This window comes from Paenibacillus sp. sgz302114, from assembly GCF_056120345.1.
The window spans coordinates 1-18,939 of record NZ_JBVYOI010000023.1 but is presented as its reverse complement, the minus strand read 5'-3'; the positions used below and the strand labels follow the sequence as shown (position 1 = coordinate 18,939).

Sequence of the window (18,939 nt, the reverse complement as noted above, 5' to 3'; positions counted from 1 at the left end):
ATGGTAGAGCTAGCGTGTGGGATGTGATGAGAATGGATGCAGCGCGAGGAAAAGGACGGGGAGCGCATGGAGAGCTGCCATGGATGCCGTATGCGGTCGTTACGGTTGTCGTTGTGCTGCTAACTGCGCTGCTGCATGCGGTTGGACTTGGATATGATCGGGTAAACATCGTGCTGCTGTACTTGTTTCCGGTGCTGTTCAGCGCCGTTTATTGGGGAATCGGGCCTTCATTCTATACAGCGGCTATAAGCGTAATGGCATTCGATTTCTTCTTCGTGCCGCCTTTCTTCAGCTTCTCTGTGGATGATTTGCGGTACTTGTTCTCTTTCTTCGTTTATTTAGCGGTTGCGGCACTGACAGCGACGCTTGCGGCGAGACTGAAGCAGCAGCTTCGTTACGCGAGGCAGCGCGAGGCGCACACGGCTTCGCTTTATACGCTCAGCCGGCAGATGACGGCGATTTCGGATTTGCAGACGCTGCTTGAAAATGTGTGCAAGCAAGTGTCGGTGACGCTAGATGCAGCGCAGGTGGCGATTTATCTGCCTGGCGGCAGCGAGGAGCGGGAGCTGCAATTGACGGCGACCTCCTCGAGCACTTCCGAATGGGGGAGCGGGGAATCCGAGATGGTCATCGCTCGATGGGTCTTTAAGCATGGCGAGATGGCGGGGAAAGGCTCCGGCACACTGCGTGAATATTCCGGGCTGTACGTACCTCTGCGTACGGAGGAGCGGATGTATGGCGTGCTTGCCGTCCTTGGGCAGAACGAGCATGAAGCGCTATTCACAGCGGAAAATAAAAGATTGCTTGAGGCGTTCGGCGGCCTGACGGCTACCGCGATTGCCCGCGTGAAGCTCGGCGAGGAAGCGAAGCTGGCGCATTTGACAGCAGAATCGGAGCGGCTGCGGACCGCCCTGCTCGACTCGGTGTCGCATGAGCTGCGCACGCCGCTTGCGACCATTATTGGCTCCGCAACGGGTCTCATTGAAGGGGAGCAGATCTTTAGCTCCGCAGATCGGCTCGAGCTGCTAGCTACAATTCGCGATGGATCGCTGCGGATGAATCGGCTCGTGACGAATCTGCTCGGCATGGTGAAGCTGGAGAGCGGCATGCTGCGCCTGCGCTCGAGCCTCTGCGATATTGAAGATATGCTGGGCGTTGTGCTCGCGCAAGTGAAGGGCTATCAGCAGCAGCGGCATATTCTTGTTCAGCTGCCGGATCGGGTGCCTTATTTTGCCGGGGACGAGGTGCTGCTTGAACAGGTGCTTGTGAACGTCTTAAGCAATGCGATCAAGTACTCGCCTGATGGCAGCGAGATCGTGGTTGCCGTGCATGAGGATGCGGCGAGCCAGCAGGTGATCATGACCGTGTCTGATGAGGGGCCAGGCATCGCGGAGGGCGAGCGCGAGCTGATATTCGAGAAATTCTACCGTGGCGGTGCAACGAGTCATGTGACCGGAACGGGCCTGGGGCTTGCGATCTGCAAAGGTATTGTGGAAGCGCACGGCGGCACGATTACCGCAGCTGAGCCGAGTCAGGCGAACGGTCGAGGCGCAGTTATTCGCATAGCTCTTCCGATCGGGGATCGGCAAGCGATTCATTATATAACGGCTGAAGAAGAAGAAAGAGGCGGTGAACGCATATGACAGCGGCAGGCGGAAGCGGCGCGCGCATCTTAGTCATTGATGATGAACCGCAAATTGTGAAGCTGCTTCGGGTGACGCTGCAGGCGCATCACTTCGAGGTACATGAAGCGGTGAATGGGGAGACGGGCGTCTATCAGGCGAGCATCATCCATCCGGATCTTATTGTGCTGGACCTAGGTCTGCCGGACATATCCGGCATGGACGTGCTGCGGCGTGTGCGTGAATGGTCGCGTGTGCCTATTATTGTGCTGACGGCGAAGGAGCGGGAAGACGACAAAATCGCGGCGCTCGACAGCGGCGCGGACGATTACATGACGAAGCCGTTCGGTATGGGCGAGCTGCTCGCCCGCATTCGGGTGGCGCTTCGGCATGTGGCGAGCTCGGCGAATGAGCCGATTCTGCAATTCGGCGGCTTGAAGCTCGATCTGGCGCAGCGGCTCGTCGAGCTGGATGGCAATCGGGTGAAGCTGACGCCTACCGAGTACGACCTGCTTAAGGTGCTCGCATCGAACGCTGGCAAAGTGATGACTCAGCGTCAGCTGCTCCAGCAGGTGTGGGGCGGTCATCATCATGAATCCGACAGCCACTACCTGCGCATCTACATCGGCCATCTCCGCAAGAAGCTGGAGGAGGATCCGACGCGGCCGAAGTTTATTGAGACGGAGCCGGGGATTGGCTATCGGTTTATGCTGCAGGATTAGGGGCGGGGCGGACACGAAAGAAGCTCCTGCACGAAGGATAAGATCCCTCGTACAGGAACTTTTTTTACAAGCTTATTTGCCAGCTTTCCAATCATTAATCTGCTTCTGCATTTCTGCAATAATCTTATCCGCGCCGGCGGATTTCATCTTCGACAGAAACTCGTTATACTTCTCGTCTGAAGTGACGCCAAGGCTGATCGCGCGCGAGTATTCATCCCATACCGCCGTTGCTTTCGCAATCTCGCCTTTGACCGGTTCAGCGTCGAAGGTGAAGCCGAGCAGCTTGGATGGCAGCGCGTCTGCGTTTACTTTCTTCGTTTGCTCCCATACATCCGCAGGCATTCCTTTCTCGACGTTCGCAAGGAAGTTCGAAGCGAACATCCATGGCACTTGCGGATTATACCCCTGCTGGTTATCTCCTGGAATCATCAAACCATCGGAATCTATTTTGAAATGATCGTCTTTAATACCGAAGTTGAGCAGGTTGTATAGGTCTTTATCCGTATTGAGCAGCTCTAGCAGCATCATCGCTCTCTCCGGATTTTTTGAATTGCGGTTGATCGCTTGCATCGTTGCGGTAATACCGCCAGTGGTCAAATGCGCGGTACCCGCCGGCACTTCAGCGTAAGGCTCGCCGCCAAGGGCAGAGTCAAGGTTCGCGCCGCCTGGCTTGAACGCGCCGCCGATGTTGAAGATGAACTTGCCTGCTTTGCCATCCGTCCAATCATCGGTTTTCTTGGAGAGACGTTCTTTGGAATTCATATAGCCCTTCGCATTCCAGTCGCGCAGTGTAGCGAGGAACGTCTTGAAGCCATCCGATTCGAACTGATTCACAACGGTGAGCGAATCATCATTGAATGCGACGACGCCAGGTACATTAATGCCCACGATCGCTTCGACGTTGAAGAAGTCCGGGTCGATGCCGACAACGGGATACTTCTGCGGATTGTCTTTTTTCACCGCTTGAATGAACGGCTCGAGCAGGTTCAGTGTATCCGGTCCGATTTTGGCGTTAATGGCATTCATATCGAGACCGTACTTGTCGATAAGCGACTGAGGTACAGCGATAGCCGGCGTGCGCGCGGAGATTTGCTGGTTCACGAAGCCGTAGATTTGACCTTTAATCTTCGTGGCATCCCAGAAGGACGCAGGCATCGAAGCATAGGTTTGCGGCGCATATTTGGCAAGCAGGTCGTCGAGCGGGAGGAAAGCCCCCTTCGCTACGTTCTGCGTGTAGTTGTTGATCCAGCCTGCTGTGAAGGTGATATCATAAGGCTCGCCGGAAGCAATAACCACTTGCATCTTCTGGTCAAAATCGCCGAACGGAATCGCTTTGAAATCAACTGTTGCATTGATCTTCGATTTGATGACCTTGTTCACCTCAGCGAACACTTTATCCTGCTCTGGCTGAGGCCAGTTTCCCGGGAAATACCAAGTCAGCTTCACTTCAGGGAGATCAGCCGATGTATTCGCTGCTGTACCCGAATTATCCGCTGCCGCGTTGCCCGATGCATCCGAATTCGTCGCCTCGTTAGCCGCCCCTCCTGAGTCATTCTTCGCTGCATTGCCCGATGTGCCCGAACTATTGTTGTTATTGCTGGAATTGTTGCCGCATGCTGCCGCGAGCATGCTGAAGACGAGCAGAATGATCGTACAGACAAGGCCAAGCTTTGACATTCGGAGTGCTCTTTGCATCGTGAATCCTCCCTTTATTTGTTTGAATCTGCTTATCTTAAAATGGATGGCCAATCCATGTTTAAGCAACTTTCTCCCGAATCCTTCGAGCCCTTCCGAGCTCTTCGAATCCTCACCCCTTCACCGCACCAACCGTAAGTCCGCGCACAAAATATTTTTGAAAGAACGGGAACACAGCCAGCATCGGTCCAGCAGCCAGAATCGCCATCGCCATGCGCGCGGATTCGGACGGCAGCACGACGTTCTTCATGCTCGCGGGCATCATGTTCGTGGAGCTCGTGAGGAATGAGATGTTGTTCATCATCCGGTAGAGCATATATTGAAGCGGGACAAGATGCTCCTCCTCGATATAGAGCAGGCTGAGCCACCAGTCGTTCCAATACTGCAGCATCGTGAACAATGCGACGGTTGCAAGACCCGGCTTGGCAAGCGGGAGCACGATTTGGAAGAAGATCCGGAACTCGCTCGCCCCGTCGATCATGCACGACTCGATGATGTGGTACGGAATTTTCTGCATGAACGAGCGCAGCAGCAATATAAACCAAGGAACCGCCAAGTACGGCAGGATGAGCACCCAGATCGTATTTTTGAGATGAAGATAGTTGCTGATCAGAATGTAAGTCGGCACCAGACCGCCGTTGAACAGCATCGTGAAGAAGACGTAGAAGCTGAGGCTGTTCTTGAATTTGTAATCATGTCGGGACAGGGCATAGGCGATGCCTGCCATGAACAAGACCGCGCCTACCGTGCCGACGATACTCACGATGAGGGAAATTTTGAACGCGCTTAGCAGCTGAATGGGCCGATATAGCACGTAGGTGTAAGCCGTGAGATCGAATTTGCGCGGCCAGAGGCTGTAGCCGTTCTTCAGAATGTCGACCTCATTGCTGAACGAGACGGACAGTACGGAGATGAGCGGGAGGATACACGCCAGGCTAAACAGGACGAATACGAGATGAATGAGTAACTTAGGAATTCTGGACTGCCAAGGTTTGTCGCTCACACGCGCACCTCCTGATTAGAATAGTTTGTTATCGTCGTCAATCTTCCGCACGACGTAGTTGCTGAACAGCACGACGATGAATCCCATAACCGATTGGAATAAGCCGACTGCTGACGACATGCCAATATCGCCTGACACCTTCAGCATGCGGTACACATACGTATCAATAACCTGCGTCACCGGGAACAGCTGGCCGACCTCCCTTGGAACGAAGAAGAAGAGACCAAAGTCGGAGTAGAAGATTTTGCCGATCGAGAGCAGGGTCATGATGGTAATGAGCGGCATGAGCAGCGGCACAGTAATGGTGCGAATGACTTGGAGCTTGGAGGCGCCGTCGATCTCAGCGGCTTCGAAATATTCCTGCGAGATGCCGAGGATGCCTGCGTAGAAAATAATGCTGACATAACCGAGTCCCTTCCAAATATTAATGAGAGTGAGCAGAATCGGCCAAACCCACGTTTCCGAGTAGAAGTCGAAGGATTCGTAACCGAGCTTGCTGACCCATGTACTGATGACGCCATATGGACCGATGAACGAGTACGCCATGTACGCCACGATAATCCAGGAGAAGAAGTAGGGGAAGAAGAAGATGGTTTGATACGTCTTCAGCCATTTGCGGCTGAGCACTTCATTCAGCATGATGGCAAAGACGACGGACATGAATGTGCCGACTGTTATGAAGATGATGTTATAGAGAAGCGTGTTGCGGATGACCAGCCAGGCATCGTTCGAGGTAAAGAAGAACTTGATGTTGTCGAAGCCGACCCAAGGGCTGTGGAGGATGCCATCGGTGTAGTTAATGTTCTTGAATGCGATAAAGATGCCGCCCATCGGCAAGTACGAGAAGATGAGGATGATGAGAATTGCGGGAAGCGCCAGCACGGTTAGTTGAAGATTCTTCTTGAAATGCCGTGACGGCGATAGGAAAGGGAGTTTGTTCACGGTGCAAGCCGACTCCTTTGCGGATTGATGTATGCGCTGTCATTCATGCTTTGATCATAGGGGAAGCGTGGTGGTTGGGGCAATTTCTGAATCGGGATATCAGTTCGATTTTCAGGGAAAGGGTAGTTCTCAATACCGATTTTTGTTCGGAAAGTGGGTTTTTGACCACTGATTGGAGTTGATTGCGTTGATGAAAATTCTGCTTCTGTGATAGTGTTGAAGGGAAGGAGTGGACTTACGATGTTAAGAAAATTCGTTCTCAAAAATCCGTATCAGCTTTTTCTAACGATACTGCTCCCCTTCCTCGTCAGCACCGTGCTTCTGCTCTTTCTGCAATCTTCCCTGCTCAACCGCAACTTCGAGAATTTCGCACTTAGCCAAGTGTACCATCAGCAAGTGACAGACCTTCAAAACACGAGCCAAAATGTAAGCGTTCTCGAACAAACGGCGAGATCGGTATCGACGACCGCCTTCTTCGATGATGTGATCAAAGATTTGCTCTACACGGACGTCGGCCCCGATGACTACTTCAAATACCAGAACAAGCTGCAATCGTACAAAAATATTTATCCATTCCTGCAATCCATCTACGTCTATAACGGCGAGCATATTCATGCCGTTCCAAGGCCGGAGTTCGTCTATGACCGAAACAGCTTCGATGACAAAGGCATCTTCAACATCCTCGATGACATCAAGAACAATAAATCCCACAGCATCGTCCTTCGCCAAATTCCTAATGTGCTCGCAGGCATCTCTACCGGCGCGCCTCAGAGCATTTATGTGTATTCCTATCTGTTCTTCGACTCTCAAGTATCGAGCGGCAAAGTGAATGAGGCGATCATCCTAAACATCTCGGCAGATTGGATCAAGCAGAGCATCCAGCCGCAGAGCAGCGAGAGCGGCAATCGGATCTTCGTGATCAGTTCCAATGGACAGCTGCTGTCCGATGATTCGGTTCATCCACTGCTTAGCGATCTGCGTGGTCAGGCATACATCAAGCAGATCAACGGCTCTAAAGCCCCGGCAGGCAGCATGCGGATGGATGTTGATGGCGTGGATTCGTTCATCACCTATTCTTCGACCGATGCGTTCGATTGGAAGCTGGTCAGCATTACGCCATATCGCTACATTGTGAAAGATGTTGAGAAAATGAAGGAGAAGACTTACCTCTTCGTGGTGCTGTTCATTGTGGGCAGTATCTTGCTATCGTTCTATTTTGCCCGCAGGCTGTTTGTCCCGATCTCCATGGTCATCCAGAATTATAATCAATTGGAGCTTGAGAAGCGGGGCGAGCTCTATGACCGGAAGCAGGAGTTTCTCCGCAAAGTCATTCATTCGCGCGGACTGCTGACTAGGGAGTATCTGCAGAACCAATTTCACAAGTACGAGATTACGCTTGACCCGACGGGCAGCTTCTTGATTGTGCTGCTGAAGATCGACCGATTCTCCGAGTTCTGCGCGAAGTACACAAGAGGTGACCGCGATTTGCTGAAATTCGGTATGGTCAACATTGTGACGGAGCTGCTTGCGTCTGCGTATGCGCATGAGTGTATGGAGACAGGCGAGGATCAGGTGATGATTCTGTTGCAGGTGCCAGGGATGCACGAGCCTTCCGAGAATCGCGGGCTGGCCCAGCTTCTTCGGCACATTCAGCAGCAGACGCATCGGTATTTGGGCTCCACGGTATCCGTGACATGCAGCGAGACGTTTGAATCGATCTCACAGCTGAACTTGTATTATTTGAAGACGGTGGATTTGAGCTATTACCGTTTGATCTATGGGCATGAAAGCATGATTTTCAGCGAGATGATCAGCATCAGTGGCCGTACGGATGAAATAAAATATCCGCAGGAGCGGGATGACGAGTTGACGGAGGCGCTTATTGGGGGGCGGTTCGATCATGCGAAGCAGGCGCTGAACGAGATTGTTGCAGGTGCGTCGTCGTACAGCTATACGGCGCTGAACTCGCTCTTCATCCGCTTGCTGCTGCTCATCCGCCATGCCATCGAGGTACTGGAGACGAACCATGCGATGAAGGTCGATTTCAACTTCAACTCGTATTTGATGAAGCTGCAGAAGATGGAGACGGTGGGATTGATTTTGACAGACTTCTTCGAGCTCTTCAATTCGCTCGCGATGGAGCTGGAGACGAAGAAGGATAACAAGTATATGAAGCTGCTTGGTACGGTGACGCAGATCATTCAGCGCGACCTTGCTAATCCAGCCTTGTCGCTGGATTCCATCGCTGCGGAAGTGGACCTGTCTCCAGCCTATCTCGGCAAGCTGTTCAAGAAGCACCGGCTCGTGTCGGTGGCGGATTATATCAATAACGCAAGGCTTGAGTATGCGAGCCATCTGGTCGTCTCGTCGAAGGATACGATCACCGATATTATGGAGAAGTCGGGCTTCTCCAGCCGCAGCCACTTCTTCACGCAGTTCAAGAAGGTGTACGGCATTACGCCGAGCCAGTACCGGACGAATGCGAAGCAGTTGGGGTAGCGTCATTCCCTAGCATAACGGTATGACCAGTCTGACTATCACAGGCTCGTCATGCCAATTCTCCGTACACGTCCCAGCGCACAGTTCATACACCAGAAGCAAACAACATTGACATTCTCCGCACATAGTAGTAGCGTTCTATAAGGACTGTAAGTTGCAAAATGGGATATACTGCCTTATAGAACGTGGAAATTGTGAGGAGCTTGATAAGATATGGAACATACAGAAGAAGTAGAAGTTGTTGAATCCGGTGCGCCAAGCATCGAGGAATTGAAGAAGTCATCGAGCCGGATGTCGAATTGGCGAGCGCGTCTTACAGCAGTCGAGGAGCTCGGCAAGCTCGGCGGACAGCAAGCTATTGATCAGCTTTCCCGCATGGTAAAGGGCGACACGGTTCATCAAGTGCAGGTAGCGGCGCATCGCGCGCTGCGCGAGCTGGGTGAAGAACTGGAGCTGCCGGCACGTAAGACTGGCGAGCTGGTCAAGGGCGTGAACAAGATTCTGCTGCGCATCAAGAAGAGTTTGCCGGAAGGGCATTCGTTCGAAGCGTTTAAAGAAAAGCTGCAGAAGATGAGATCCGACGTTTACGACACTTACGAGGGCGATAAGGAAGCTGATTTTGATCAGTGGCTTGAGCAGACGTGGGCGTCGCTAACGAGAAAGTAGGAGACCATCATGGCAAAAGGTAAAGGCGGCACTGGCCGCGGCACCGACAAGAAAGGTTGGAACCGCTGGCAGCGCAGCGCCAACAAGCTCAAGAGCGCCCCGAAGCCGTACAAAAGCAAAGGGGATAAGAGTAAAGTTGAAGCCGGCAGCAATACCGGCGACAGCGCAGGCAATTAATCGCGATGTGATGCCCGCAAGCCATTTTGATGGCTTGCGGGCGTTTTTTATTTTGTTTTGCAACGAGCGGCAAAAGCCTCTCTCAGCAAGCGACCGCCGCGAATCGGGGCGGAATGGAAGGTGAGAGAGTGAAAAGCCCCTCTCGCCGACGAAAACCCGCCGTATTGCGTCACGAGATCAGTGAAATCCGCCTTCAAGCAGCCAAACTAGCATAACTTAGCTCTGAGAGTCGGAAACCCCGATTACCTGAGCATCGCTCGTCCAAGCTATATTGCTGAGAGATCATATACGTGCTCTCAGTAATATTTCCAGCCAAACAAAAAGCTGAGAGATCAAATAGGTTCTCTCGGCATCCATTTGAGCGCACACGAGCGATAAAACTCCTCTGAGAGACCATATATGTTCTCTCAGTTCAGCAAATCCCGCAAAATCACGCTGAGAGATCAAATACGCTCTCTCCAAATCCCTTACGTACAACCGCCGCCGCCACTTTCATGCGTTCAGCCCCACCGCCCAGCCCCGAAGCTGCGGCTCATACCATTCCTTATACCACCCGCGACAGCTTGCGGTACATGCTCGGCGACAGCCCCTCCTGCTTCGAGAATTGGCGGCTGAAATAATGGATGTCCGGGCAGCCGACGGCAGCCCCGACTGCCTCCACGGACAGCTCCGTTTCACGGAGCAGCCGCCTTGCCTCGCGATGCCGCAAGGCGCGCAAATACTCGCCTGGCGGCTGCCCCGCGACTTGCTTGAACAGCTTCGCTGCGTGATCCTCCGTCATGCGCAGCGACTCCGCAACCCGCTGGCTTGGCCAGGCCTCGGCAGGCGCGGCCTCCATCTGCTTCATCAGCGCTAGAATGCGCTGACCATGCGCGGATTCCGCTGCCCGTTCATGCAGCGTCGACCGTGTCCGCTGCAGCTGCGAGAGAATGTTCAGCATCAGCGCCTTGCAGACGAGCTCATAGCCTGGAGGCCGAGCCGTGAACTCGTCGACTAGCTGCTCCATCAGCTGGACGCAACCATGCGGCGGCGTATAGATCAATTGCTCCGACAGCGGCGGGAACGTCTCGTTCATCGGCTCGATACAGAACTTCTCCGCCACCTGCTGCTGCTCGTTCACCACCATATCCTCATCCGAGCTTACCTCCAGCTCGCTGAAATAATCGAAGTGTATCCCAAGCAGCTCCGCACTAGGACTGGAAACGACCTCGTTCTGATGGTACAGCCCAGCGGGCAAATAAACGAGCTGCCCAGCCTTCCACACATGCCGTACATCATCTATCGTCGTAGCCGCCTCGCCTTGGCGCACATACAGCAGCTCATAATCGTACAACCTCCGCCGTACAAGCTTACCTGGCAATAACCGCTGGTACTGCGCATAGTGAATGCTCGGCGACCATTCACGATAAGGCACAATTTGCCGCATCACCACTCCATCATCCTTTCAAGCCTTGTCGTCACCGCATCACCACTCCATCATCCTTTCATGCCTCGCCGTCGCCGCATCACCACACCATCACTCTCCCTCTTTATCTTTCGCTCTCTACAATCACGGAATCATACAAATTATCACTCTATCCGCTAAATATTTTCACCCAGAACTCTATTATAATCGAATTATAACTCCAACAATTATAGCTTTTCACGAATAGACATGGAAACAGGAAAAATACAAATCGAGAGGATGGCTGCCACATGAAGAAGGGGATTAACATTTGGTCGTTCCCGCAAGGAATGACGATTGCAGAGAGCATTCGCATCGCGAAGGACGCAGGCTTCGAGGGGATTGAGCTGGCGCTGAACGAGACGGGCGAGCTTAGCCTAGAGACGACAGAGCAGGAAATCCGCGAGATCAAATCGCATTTGGAGCAGGCAGACCTTGAAATTTGCGGTCTTGCGACGGGTCTTTACTGGTCCTACTCCATGACGAGCGAATCGGAAGCGAATCGCACGAAGGCAATGGACATTACGCGCAAGCAGCTTGAGCTTGCCGCAGCTTTCAATGTCGATACGATTCTCGTTATCCCAGGCGCAGTCGGCGTCGACTTTATTCCGGGCAGCGAGGTCGTTGATTACGAGCATGCATATGACCGCGCGCTTGAGTGCATCACTGCGCTTGCGCCGGAGGCAAAAGCAGCAGGCGTAAACATCGGCATCGAGAACGTATGGAACAAACTATTCCTTTCCCCGCTTGAGCTGAGAACGTTCATCGATACAGTCGGCTCGGACTATGTAGGCTCGTATTTTGACGTAGGAAACGTCGTCCAAAACGGTTATCCAGAGCAGTGGATCCGTATTCTTAACAAGCGGATTAAGAAAGTGCATTTCAAAGACTACCGCAGACAAGCTGGCGGCCTGCACGGATTCGTGGATCTGCTTGCTGGCGACGTGAACTATCCGGCAGTGGTCGAAGCGCTGAACGCAGTCGGCTATAACGGTTATGTCATTGGCGAGATGATTCCATCGTATACACATCACGGCGAGCAAATCATTTACAATACTTCCCGCGCAATGGATGCTATCCTAGGCCGGGTCTAATAGAGGAGCGGACTTCTAATGATTAAAGTAGGCTTGATCGGCTTCGGCTTTATGGGCAGAATGCATTTTGACAACTATGCGCGTTTAATGAAGGAAGGGCATCCGGTTCGGCTGGTCGCGGTATGCGATCTTCGTATCGAGGAACTGAAGAACGGCGCGGCAATCGGCAACATTGCGACGAATCAGGAGCTTTACGATCTGTCTGCCTTCAACCTATACACGAGCATCGAAGACATGCTGGCGAATGAAGAGCTCGATATGGTCGATATCACTTTGCCGACGACGGCTCATGCGGATCTCACTTGCCAAATGCTCGAACGCGGTCTGCACGTGCTGTGTGAGAAACCGATGGCACGCTCTGCAGCGGACAGCTGGAAAATGGTTGAGACGGCGAAGCGCACCGGCAAGCAGCTGATGATTGCGCAGTGTCTCCGTTTCTGGCCTGCATACGAGTACCTGAAAGCATGCATTGAAGACGGTCGCTACGGTCAACCGCTTGGCGGTTATTTCTTCCGCGGCTCGGGTCTTCCGCAGCCATGGTACCTCGACGGTAGCAAAAGCGGCGGCGTATTGATGGACATGCATATCCACGATACCGATATGATCAACTGGCTGTTCGGTGTTCCGCAAAAGGTTTCTACCATCGGACGCAACGTCATCCCAGGAAGCGCTTATGACATCGTGTCGACTCACTATGTGTATGAAGATGGCTTGGTGCTGAACGCGCAGGCGGACTGGACCCTTCGCGGCGACTTCGGTTTCGCGATGACGTACCGGGTGAACTTCGAGGGCGGCAACTTGATCTTCGAGAACAACCAAGTGACTGTCAATCCGAACGAAGGCGCGGCCTTCGTCGCTGAATTGTCCGACGATATGGGGTACTATTTCGAGGTTCGCGCGTTTATTGAAGCAATCGTGACGAACAAGCCGACGACCGTATGTACACCGGAGAGCGCAGCGCGCACGATTGATATTATTGAAGCAGAGCAGAAATCCGCAGAAGCGGGCGGCAGCTTTGTAACTCTTTAGCTCACTCTTTAATCCCTATAACACTGCAGCTCAACGCAAAAAAGAGACTTACAGCCAAAGGAACATCCTCATCCGTTCCGTATGCCGTAAGTCTCTTTATTATTATACGATCGAGTAGGACAGCCATTTCCCCTGCACAGCGCCGACTTGTTCAAAAAACTGCTGCGCGCGCTTGTTCTCCACCGAAGTAATCCACGTCATATGCGAGAACCCCAGATCCTGCGTGTACTTCTGGCATGTCATGAACAGAAGCGACTCCACATTCGTATTGCGATACGGCTCAAGTACGAAGAAGTCGTTCATGACCGTTATCTTCTGCGCCTTCATCGTGCTGCGCGAGAAATATATCGTAGCGAAGCCGACGAGCTCGCCGTCCTTCTCGGCCACGAATTGAATGCCTTCCTCTTTCTCCAGCAGTGTCTGGATCAGTTCATCTATGTTGTCATCGCCTGGCCATGGATTATTATAGAACCCGACGATATATTTATACATCAATTCAGCTACTTTAGCTACATCTGCAGCTTCGACATTCCTTACAGTAAGCGACATTCCGGAATCCCCCTCGAACAAGTATATGAATAAATATACTACATAACGAATTTATATTCAACATTATGCATGAAAATGCCTATATTGCAATTTGGTAAATAGTCCATTGACAGGGGCGAACTGTCGTGACTAATGAGTCGTCTCCCCAATAAAATGTATAATTCGGACGTGCACGGGGAGGAAATCAGACAGCGTGAGAATACTACTAGCCACCTACTGGGCCATTCCTCATGTTGGCGGCGTATGGAAGTATATGCTGCAGCTCAAAGAACGGCTTGAAGCGATGGGGCATCAGGTCGACATGCTGGGCAATAGCCCGGACAATAAGAAGATTCACATGCCGGGATCGAACAGGGAGCTGGATAAGGACGCGCTTAGACCGCTCATTATGGCGAAGCTGAATGCAGCTCGTGCGCCTCAAATCCATTCAGACCATTTTGTGCTGCATAGCGAGTTTGAACGCTACTATATGGAGCTCGCGGCGGCTTATTTTGGCATATCTCAATATGATCTGATTCATACGCAAGATATTTTTGCAGCTAGGGCGTTTGAACGGGTGAAAGCACCGCGAACGGCACTAGTCGCTCACGTACACGGTTCTGTCGCGCTGGAGCTCACGATGAACTATAAGCTGAATCCGCAGCTTGGGGTAAAAGAGGATGACCCGGCATGGCGTTACTTCAACGGACTTGAGCATTACGGAGCAAACGCAGGGCATGTAACGGTTACAGCGAACAATTGGCAGAAGGAGCTTCTCGTCCAGTCATTCGGCGTTCAAGCGGATCGGATCAGCGTGTTCCCATATGGGCTTGATATTGACGCCTTTACGATGAAGCTGAAGCAAGGGACGGCTATACAGCGCCCATCTGGCAAGAAAGTGATCATCTGTCCGGCACGTCTTGCCTTCGTCAAAGGGATTGATGTCTTAATTGCAGCCCTTCAACATCTGAAGCGGCGGCGTCAGGACTGGGTATGCTGGATTGTCGGGAACGGAGAGAAGAGGGAGGATCTGCTCAGGCAGACCGCGGAGCTACAACTGCAGGAGGAGGTGCTGTTTCTCGGCGAGCGGGATGATATACCCGGTTTGCTTAACAACTCGGATATTTTTGTGCACGCCTGCATTCAAGACAATCAGCCATTCTCGGTTATGGAAGCGCAGGTTGCCGGTTTGCCGGTACTTGTCTCCTCCGCGGGAGGCTTGCCTGAGATGGTGCAGCATGGCGTGAACGGACTCATCTCGCCAGTACGAGATACGGTCACACTCGCAGCACAGCTGGATATGCTTCTTGAGAATGATGCGCTTCGCCGGCAGCTCGGTCATAACGCGAGGCAATGGGGGGCGAAGCAATGGTCAATGAATACGATGATGAGCAATGTAATGCGCGCCTATCAGACCGCGATCGCAAAATCCAAACTTCCATAGAGGGGGAAAACGAAGGTCAATGGCGAATCAACCTTTTATGGTGCCAGCAGATTTGTACAACCGCATCTTCGCCGCTCAAACGACAGATTCGTCGCTGAGAGTTGATTATGAGGTATGGACCCGCATACTCGCAGGGCTGCCAGATGGTTACAAGCTGCCGGACTGGACAGTCCTTTCAACGATTGGCAAACCAACTTCATAACCGCCGATTACTGCACAAGGGCACACAAAAAGGGCTTCCCATTCAGGAGGCCCTTTGCTTTTGCCAACAATTATAGCTCTTCTTTCAGTTCAATACCTTGGAAAATCTGCTTCCACAACTGGTTGTTCCCTTGCCAAATCTCGTCATTCGGCATCTGAATCGCGCATACGTTAGGCAGTCCCCAGTCTTGCTCGACGATGCCGGCAACCGGAGCATGGTTAACGACCAAGAGCCGATAACTGCTTGCAACAAGGGAAGATAGCACGTCAGTCAGCTGTTTCGTCAGTTCTGGTGTCGCTTCCGTCCTGATGAACAAGATTTGCTCGCTGAGCGCGGCCTTTTCTAAGAAACGGGCGATTCTTCGATCGTACTTCGCTTTCACTTCCGGGTACGTGTTCAGTTCAGGCGGGAAGTTGTTATGTGTGTAGAAGTCGTGGTTGGAGTAAATGTTGTACTCTTTTTCTTTTACATAGTAGAGCTTGTCGGTGGCTTTGTTTATAACTTCCAAGTGGCTGTAATCCATGAATCCGGCAAAACGATTCGCGAGCAGTCTGATCACATCAGGCAGCACTTGAGACTGCATCCAATCGAGCGGTCCGGCAAAAGGCCGCAAATCATTGAGCTCCATCTGAATGGCTGGCAGACAGAGATCTCCGAGGCTGTAGATCGTGTCGTACTTTCCTTTCAACTCAGCAAGTCGCATCGCTCACACTTCCTTTCTGTTCATAGCCATCAACCTCTTAAACTATTAAATGCTTCGCTCACGTTGCATGATTGGACAGATGGATGAGGGCCTGGCACATTTGGGTAGCTGGCAGGGAGGATATGTCCCAAGCAGATCAAGCTGTGCTTCATACGATACTATAGACAGCTTTCGGCATGAGGGAGGGATGATATGGCGATTTTTCAGCTAGCGGTGGCCCCTGGTGCAAAGGTGGATTCGAGATTCGTAGAATCAATTGAATTAACCGTGATGAATGAAAGCAGACGGGCCTTCGACTTGCTTGTGCAGGCGAGCCACAATGGTGCGCCATTCTTTGAATCACTGCAAGAGCTTCAACCGGACAGCGGGGCTTATATTTCGACTGTGCCTACGAACTACACTCCGTTCAACCTGCTGATTGTCACGAATTACTTCACGTTTGACACCACGACCGTGACGCTGATTGTTCGAAGTAAAGGCGTACTGCTTGCTATTTTTACGGAGAAGGATTTCCAACGTATGCCATGATATTGCAATCTATGTATGGATAAGGGATGGTTGCGATGAAATTTTCGGATAAAATGTTTGCGGATTCAGGAAGCTTCGCTCCCTTTCTCGTCGGCCCGGACGAGATCGTGCTTGCTTCGGTAGGGCTTGCGAATATCGCGCCGGGCGATCGAATCGTACTAAGCTTCGAAATCGTCTGGGAGAGTCTGCCCGAATGGGATTCCGGAGAGCTAGAAATTATGATTCGGGAAGGTTCCGAGACAGGTACCGTTCTCTATTGGAGCATGGAGTCCTGTTTCTTGCGGGCTCGTTCCACGGAGCGGCATACAATGGCCGGCGGTGCAGCTGCAGCACAGCGCTATTACTTAATTGTGCGTTCAGCGGAGAAGCGGGCGCGGACGATCGGTCCTTATTCGCTGCAAGGTGCCGTATATGCGCCGTAAACAGAACGTAAGAAAGCCTTGATGCGGATGCCGCGACTGCGGTATGCATTCTAGGCTTTCTTCTATATAAGCGAAGTACACTAATGGTGATATAGCCATGAACGATATGTTTCTGCAATACCGTGTTCAATACTTACCGCCGGTTCCCACTGCAAGTTTGTGCGAGCTTTCCGATTCGAGAGACAGCTATGCTTAATATCGCCGGATTGCGCTGGCCGGTAATGAAGATCGATTTCGGCGCCGTGCATTTCGCGGAGCAGCTCAATAATGCGATTCACGGATGTGCGTTTGCCAGTGCTCACATGGATGGTTTCTTGGTCGCCATGGCGGGCAGCGGCCAAGTTGGCGCGCACGACATCGCCGACGTAGATGAAATCGCGGGTTTGTTCACCGTCTCCGTTAATGTATAGGGGCAGATTGCCTATGGTCCGTTCCATAAAGTTAGCAATGACGCCGCCTTCACCTTTGGCGGTTTGACCAGGGCCATACACATTGCCATACCGGAGAATCGTATAGGAGAGGCAGTAGAGCTGGCTGTACATGTGGATGTAGCGCTCTGCTGTAAGTTTGGACAAGCCGTAGAACGAGATCGGAATGGCGGGGTCACGCTCCGTAATCCGCTCTTTCTCCAAATTGCCATAAACGCCCGATGTCGATGCAAAAATGATTTTATTCACGCAAGCCACCTTGCATGCATCAAGGATGTTGATCGTACCCGTTATATTGACGGAGGCATCGAGAGCTGGCGCAAGGATAGACTGCTGCACATCCGCTCGCGCTGCCAGATGATAGACAACCTCCGGTTTGACGGAGGCAATGATCTGCTTCGCTTCCGCCGAACGGACATCTTCCGTATGCAGTACCGCTGCGGGAGCGACATTATCACGGATGCCTGAGGACAGATTGTCGATAACATGGACGATGGCGCCGCCTGCTAGTAAACCTTTGACGAGATGGGAGCCGATAAAACCGGCGCCTCCTGTGACAACTGCCTTCATGGTAACCTTCAACCCCCGCGATAAAATTCATGTATTCTATCGTACGCCGGGGCATCCATTTCCGATTGAGGCATCTGTCTCTCGCTCAGCTATATTTCCTTATTGTGGTGGGAGCAGGCTTATGGACAGCTCAAGATGTAAGCGGTTAAAATAAAGAAATGCAAGAGCTACTATGGAGGAGGAACCTGCAATGACTCTAGAACAATTGAAGCAGGCAAAAGAACAGTACGACGTTAATGGTTACGCCGTGTACCCGAACGTCCTTGATAAGTCACTTATACAAGAAGCAGCAGAGCATATAGACTGGTTGATGAAGAAGAATCCGGATCTTCGTCCAGAGAATCTCGGACATACCTTGATGGCAGATGATCCGTTCTGGGTCCGCCTCATTAGTGACGAGCGTCTGCTTGATATTGCGGAGCAGTACATCGGACCAGACATTGCGCTTTTTGCATCCCACTATATTAGTAAACCGCCCTTTGACGGACGTCCTGTCCTATGGCATCAAGACGGCAGCTACTGGCCGCTTGACCCCATGAATGTCGTGACGCTATGGCTTGCCGTAGACGACTCGCTGCCGGAGAATGGCTGCTTGCGAGTTATCCCGGGTACGCAGACGATGGAGCTGCAAGAGATGAAGTCGAACACGAAGACAGCGAACGTGCTCGAGTCGGAGGTCGATCCGGCGCTAGTCGAAGAGGATAAAGCAGTCGATCTTATTCTCCGCGCAGGCGGCGTTTCGGTACATCATCCGAACGTCATTCACGGCTCCGAGCCGAATCATTCGCCGCTGCGCCGCTGCGGTTTGACGATCCGCTACATTCCGACGAGCACCAAGATTACGATCCCACAATGGCCATCGGCTTTCCTGCTTCGTGGCAAGGCAGTGCCTGGCGTTAACGATTACGTGCCGTTCCCTAAGTATGTAGAGGGCAAGCATATGCCGTTCCAAGGTTGCGAGAACTGGGCATAGTTCGTATTGATGAAGAAAGAGCCGAGGCAGCTTGCATTGGCTCTTTCTTTTGTTGTAAAATAATACCTGTTGCATCTTGGTTGCAGCACATGGTATATTCTAATTCCGCCGCTGAGACATACACGATGACGCGGTGGTCGAAACGAAAACAAGTTGAAAAATAAAGCTTGCAATTAAGTTTCGATGTATGATATATTCTAATTCCGGCCGAGAGGCTGGGACGAGAAATAAGCAAGTTTGTTCCTTGA

Annotated in this window: 19 protein-coding genes; 12 read left to right on the top strand and 7 right to left on the bottom strand. The window is 52.1% G+C overall.

Going from position 1 to position 18,939, the window contains the following annotated elements; all coding sequences use genetic code 11:
- The first annotated feature begins 32 nt into the window (after window positions 1–32).
- Complete coding sequence (locus AC0LWF_RS27205) at window positions 33–1,643, top strand: ATP-binding protein (RefSeq protein ID WP_474654610.1); 1,611 nt, start codon at window positions 33–35, stop codon at window positions 1,641–1,643.
- Window positions 1,640–2,344 (top strand): response regulator, encoded by a 705-nt coding sequence (locus AC0LWF_RS27200; protein ID WP_474654609.1) that lies wholly within the window; start codon window positions 1,640–1,642, stop codon window positions 2,342–2,344. Before AC0LWF_RS27205 ends, AC0LWF_RS27200 begins: the two co-directional genes overlap by 4 nt.
- 72 nt (window positions 2,345–2,416) lie before the next feature.
- On the opposite strand, the gene AC0LWF_RS27195 is transcribed toward AC0LWF_RS27200, so the two are convergent.
- The 3 genes from AC0LWF_RS27195 to AC0LWF_RS27185 form a co-directional block, all read right to left on the bottom strand.
- Window positions 2,417–4,039, bottom strand: a complete 1,623-nt coding sequence (locus tag AC0LWF_RS27195) for a DUF3502 domain-containing protein (protein ID WP_474654608.1) — start codon at window positions 4,037–4,039, stop codon at window positions 2,417–2,419.
- 112 nt (window positions 4,040–4,151) lie between these two features.
- The gene (locus AC0LWF_RS27190; protein ID WP_474654607.1) at window positions 4,152–5,042 is read right to left on the bottom strand and encodes a carbohydrate ABC transporter permease; all 891 of its coding nucleotides are present in this window, start codon (window positions 5,040–5,042) and stop codon (window positions 4,152–4,154) included.
- A gap of 15 nt (window positions 5,043–5,057) precedes the next feature.
- The gene (locus AC0LWF_RS27185) at window positions 5,058–5,984 is read right to left on the bottom strand and encodes an ABC transporter permease (protein WP_474654606.1); all 927 of its coding nucleotides are present in this window, start codon (window positions 5,982–5,984) and stop codon (window positions 5,058–5,060) included.
- A 240-nt stretch (window positions 5,985–6,224) separates the two neighbouring features.
- On the opposite strand from AC0LWF_RS27185, the gene AC0LWF_RS27180 reads away from it, so the two are divergent.
- From AC0LWF_RS27180 to AC0LWF_RS27170, 3 genes are all read left to right on the top strand, one after another.
- Window positions 6,225–8,483 (top strand): AraC family transcriptional regulator, encoded by a 2,259-nt coding sequence (locus AC0LWF_RS27180; protein ID WP_474654605.1) that lies wholly within the window; start codon window positions 6,225–6,227, stop codon window positions 8,481–8,483.
- Between the two features lie 213 nt (window positions 8,484–8,696).
- Window positions 8,697–9,149 carry a HEAT repeat domain-containing protein gene (locus AC0LWF_RS27175; protein WP_474654604.1) on the top strand — a complete coding sequence of 151 codons (453 nt, stop codon included), beginning with the start codon at window positions 8,697–8,699 and terminating at the stop codon, window positions 9,147–9,149.
- Window positions 9,150–9,158: 9 nt separating this feature from the next.
- Window positions 9,159–9,326, top strand: a complete 168-nt coding sequence (locus AC0LWF_RS27170; RefSeq protein WP_474654603.1) for a DUF3934 family protein — start codon at window positions 9,159–9,161, stop codon at window positions 9,324–9,326.
- Window positions 9,327–9,870: 544 nt separating this feature from the next.
- On the opposite strand, the gene AC0LWF_RS27165 is transcribed toward AC0LWF_RS27170, so the two are convergent.
- Entirely contained in the window at window positions 9,871–10,752 is an 882-nt protein-coding gene (locus AC0LWF_RS27165; RefSeq protein WP_474654617.1) for a helix-turn-helix domain-containing protein, read from the bottom strand.
- A 269-nt stretch (window positions 10,753–11,021) separates the two neighbouring features.
- Here AC0LWF_RS27165 and AC0LWF_RS27160 point away from each other — a divergent pair, with 269 nt between their 5' ends.
- Together AC0LWF_RS27160 and AC0LWF_RS27155 are read left to right on the top strand one after the other, a co-directional pair.
- Window positions 11,022–11,864, top strand: a complete 843-nt coding sequence (locus tag AC0LWF_RS27160; RefSeq protein ID WP_474654602.1) for a sugar phosphate isomerase/epimerase family protein — start codon at window positions 11,022–11,024, stop codon at window positions 11,862–11,864.
- 18 nt (window positions 11,865–11,882) lie between these two features.
- Window positions 11,883–12,893, top strand: coding sequence for a Gfo/Idh/MocA family protein (locus tag AC0LWF_RS27155; protein ID WP_474654601.1), 1,011 nt, complete (start codon window positions 11,883–11,885; stop codon window positions 12,891–12,893).
- A gap of 102 nt (window positions 12,894–12,995) precedes the next feature.
- Here AC0LWF_RS27155 and AC0LWF_RS27150 read toward each other — a convergent pair whose 3' ends face one another.
- Entirely contained in the window at window positions 12,996–13,442 is a 447-nt protein-coding gene (locus tag AC0LWF_RS27150; protein WP_474654600.1) for a GNAT family N-acetyltransferase, read from the bottom strand.
- A 193-nt stretch (window positions 13,443–13,635) separates the two neighbouring features.
- On the opposite strand from AC0LWF_RS27150, the gene AC0LWF_RS27145 reads away from it, so the two are divergent.
- Together AC0LWF_RS27145 and AC0LWF_RS27140 are read left to right on the top strand one after the other, a co-directional pair.
- Window positions 13,636–14,865, top strand: a complete 1,230-nt coding sequence (locus AC0LWF_RS27145) for a glycosyltransferase family 4 protein (RefSeq protein ID WP_474654599.1) — start codon at window positions 13,636–13,638, stop codon at window positions 14,863–14,865.
- A 19-nt stretch (window positions 14,866–14,884) separates the two neighbouring features.
- Window positions 14,885–15,067: a hypothetical protein gene (locus tag AC0LWF_RS27140; RefSeq protein ID WP_474654598.1), complete on the top strand. Its 183-nt coding sequence runs from the start codon at window positions 14,885–14,887 to the stop codon at window positions 15,065–15,067.
- A gap of 70 nt (window positions 15,068–15,137) precedes the next feature.
- Here AC0LWF_RS27140 and AC0LWF_RS27135 read toward each other — a convergent pair whose 3' ends face one another.
- Window positions 15,138–15,770, bottom strand: a complete 633-nt coding sequence (locus AC0LWF_RS27135; RefSeq protein ID WP_474654597.1) for a DUF1796 family putative cysteine peptidase — start codon at window positions 15,768–15,770, stop codon at window positions 15,138–15,140.
- Window positions 15,771–15,962: 192 nt separating this feature from the next.
- Between AC0LWF_RS27135 and AC0LWF_RS27130 the strand changes: the two genes are divergently transcribed.
- Window positions 15,963–16,298: a hypothetical protein gene (locus AC0LWF_RS27130; protein WP_474654596.1), complete on the top strand. Its 336-nt coding sequence runs from the start codon at window positions 15,963–15,965 to the stop codon at window positions 16,296–16,298.
- Window positions 16,299–16,333: 35 nt separating this feature from the next.
- Window positions 16,334–16,720 (top strand): VHS/ENTH/ANTH domain-containing protein, encoded by a 387-nt coding sequence (locus AC0LWF_RS27125; protein ID WP_474654595.1) that lies wholly within the window; start codon window positions 16,334–16,336, stop codon window positions 16,718–16,720.
- 80 nt (window positions 16,721–16,800) lie between these two features.
- Here the strand turns inward: AC0LWF_RS27125 and AC0LWF_RS27120 are convergent, their stop codons facing one another.
- Window positions 16,801–17,718 (bottom strand): GDP-mannose 4,6-dehydratase, encoded by a 918-nt coding sequence (locus tag AC0LWF_RS27120; RefSeq protein WP_474654594.1) that lies wholly within the window; start codon window positions 17,716–17,718, stop codon window positions 16,801–16,803.
- Between the two features lie 190 nt (window positions 17,719–17,908).
- On the opposite strand from AC0LWF_RS27120, the gene AC0LWF_RS27115 reads away from it, so the two are divergent.
- On the top strand, window positions 17,909–18,691 hold the full coding sequence (locus tag AC0LWF_RS27115; RefSeq protein WP_474654593.1) for a phytanoyl-CoA dioxygenase family protein: 783 nt from the start codon (window positions 17,909–17,911) through the stop codon (window positions 18,689–18,691).
- The last annotated feature ends 248 nt before the right edge of the window (window positions 18,692–18,939 follow it).

What these genes read in the sequence shown, in the direction of transcription:
- AC0LWF_RS27205 (WP_474654610.1), top strand. Translation starts at nt 33, where the DNA reads ATGGATGCAGCGCGAGGAAAAGGACGGGGAGCGCATGGAGAGCTGCCA.
- AC0LWF_RS27200 (WP_474654609.1), top strand. Translation starts at nt 1,640, where the DNA reads ATGACAGCGGCAGGCGGAAGCGGCGCGCGCATCTTAGTCATTGATGAT.
- AC0LWF_RS27195 (WP_474654608.1), bottom strand. Translation starts at nt 4,039, where the DNA reads ATGCAAAGAGCACTCCGAATGTCAAAGCTTGGCCTTGTCTGTACGATC.
- AC0LWF_RS27180 (WP_474654605.1), top strand. Translation starts at nt 6,225, where the DNA reads ATGTTAAGAAAATTCGTTCTCAAAAATCCGTATCAGCTTTTTCTAACG.
- AC0LWF_RS27175 (WP_474654604.1), top strand. Translation starts at nt 8,697, where the DNA reads ATGGAACATACAGAAGAAGTAGAAGTTGTTGAATCCGGTGCGCCAAGC.
- AC0LWF_RS27170 (WP_474654603.1), top strand. Translation starts at nt 9,159, where the DNA reads ATGGCAAAAGGTAAAGGCGGCACTGGCCGCGGCACCGACAAGAAAGGT.
- AC0LWF_RS27165 (WP_474654617.1), bottom strand. Translation starts at nt 10,752, where the DNA reads ATGCGGCAAATTGTGCCTTATCGTGAATGGTCGCCGAGCATTCACTAT.
- AC0LWF_RS27160 (WP_474654602.1), top strand. Translation starts at nt 11,022, where the DNA reads ATGAAGAAGGGGATTAACATTTGGTCGTTCCCGCAAGGAATGACGATT.
- AC0LWF_RS27155 (WP_474654601.1), top strand. Translation starts at nt 11,883, where the DNA reads ATGATTAAAGTAGGCTTGATCGGCTTCGGCTTTATGGGCAGAATGCAT.
- AC0LWF_RS27150 (WP_474654600.1), bottom strand. Translation starts at nt 13,442, where the DNA reads ATGTCGCTTACTGTAAGGAATGTCGAAGCTGCAGATGTAGCTAAAGTA.
- AC0LWF_RS27140 (WP_474654598.1), top strand. Translation starts at nt 14,885, where the DNA reads ATGGCGAATCAACCTTTTATGGTGCCAGCAGATTTGTACAACCGCATC.
- AC0LWF_RS27135 (WP_474654597.1), bottom strand. Translation starts at nt 15,770, where the DNA reads ATGCGACTTGCTGAGTTGAAAGGAAAGTACGACACGATCTACAGCCTC.
- AC0LWF_RS27130 (WP_474654596.1), top strand. Translation starts at nt 15,963, where the DNA reads ATGGCGATTTTTCAGCTAGCGGTGGCCCCTGGTGCAAAGGTGGATTCG.
- AC0LWF_RS27125 (WP_474654595.1), top strand. Translation starts at nt 16,334, where the DNA reads ATGAAATTTTCGGATAAAATGTTTGCGGATTCAGGAAGCTTCGCTCCC.
- AC0LWF_RS27120 (WP_474654594.1), bottom strand. Translation starts at nt 17,718, where the DNA reads ATGAAGGCAGTTGTCACAGGAGGCGCCGGTTTTATCGGCTCCCATCTC.
- AC0LWF_RS27115 (WP_474654593.1), top strand. Translation starts at nt 17,909, where the DNA reads ATGACTCTAGAACAATTGAAGCAGGCAAAAGAACAGTACGACGTTAAT.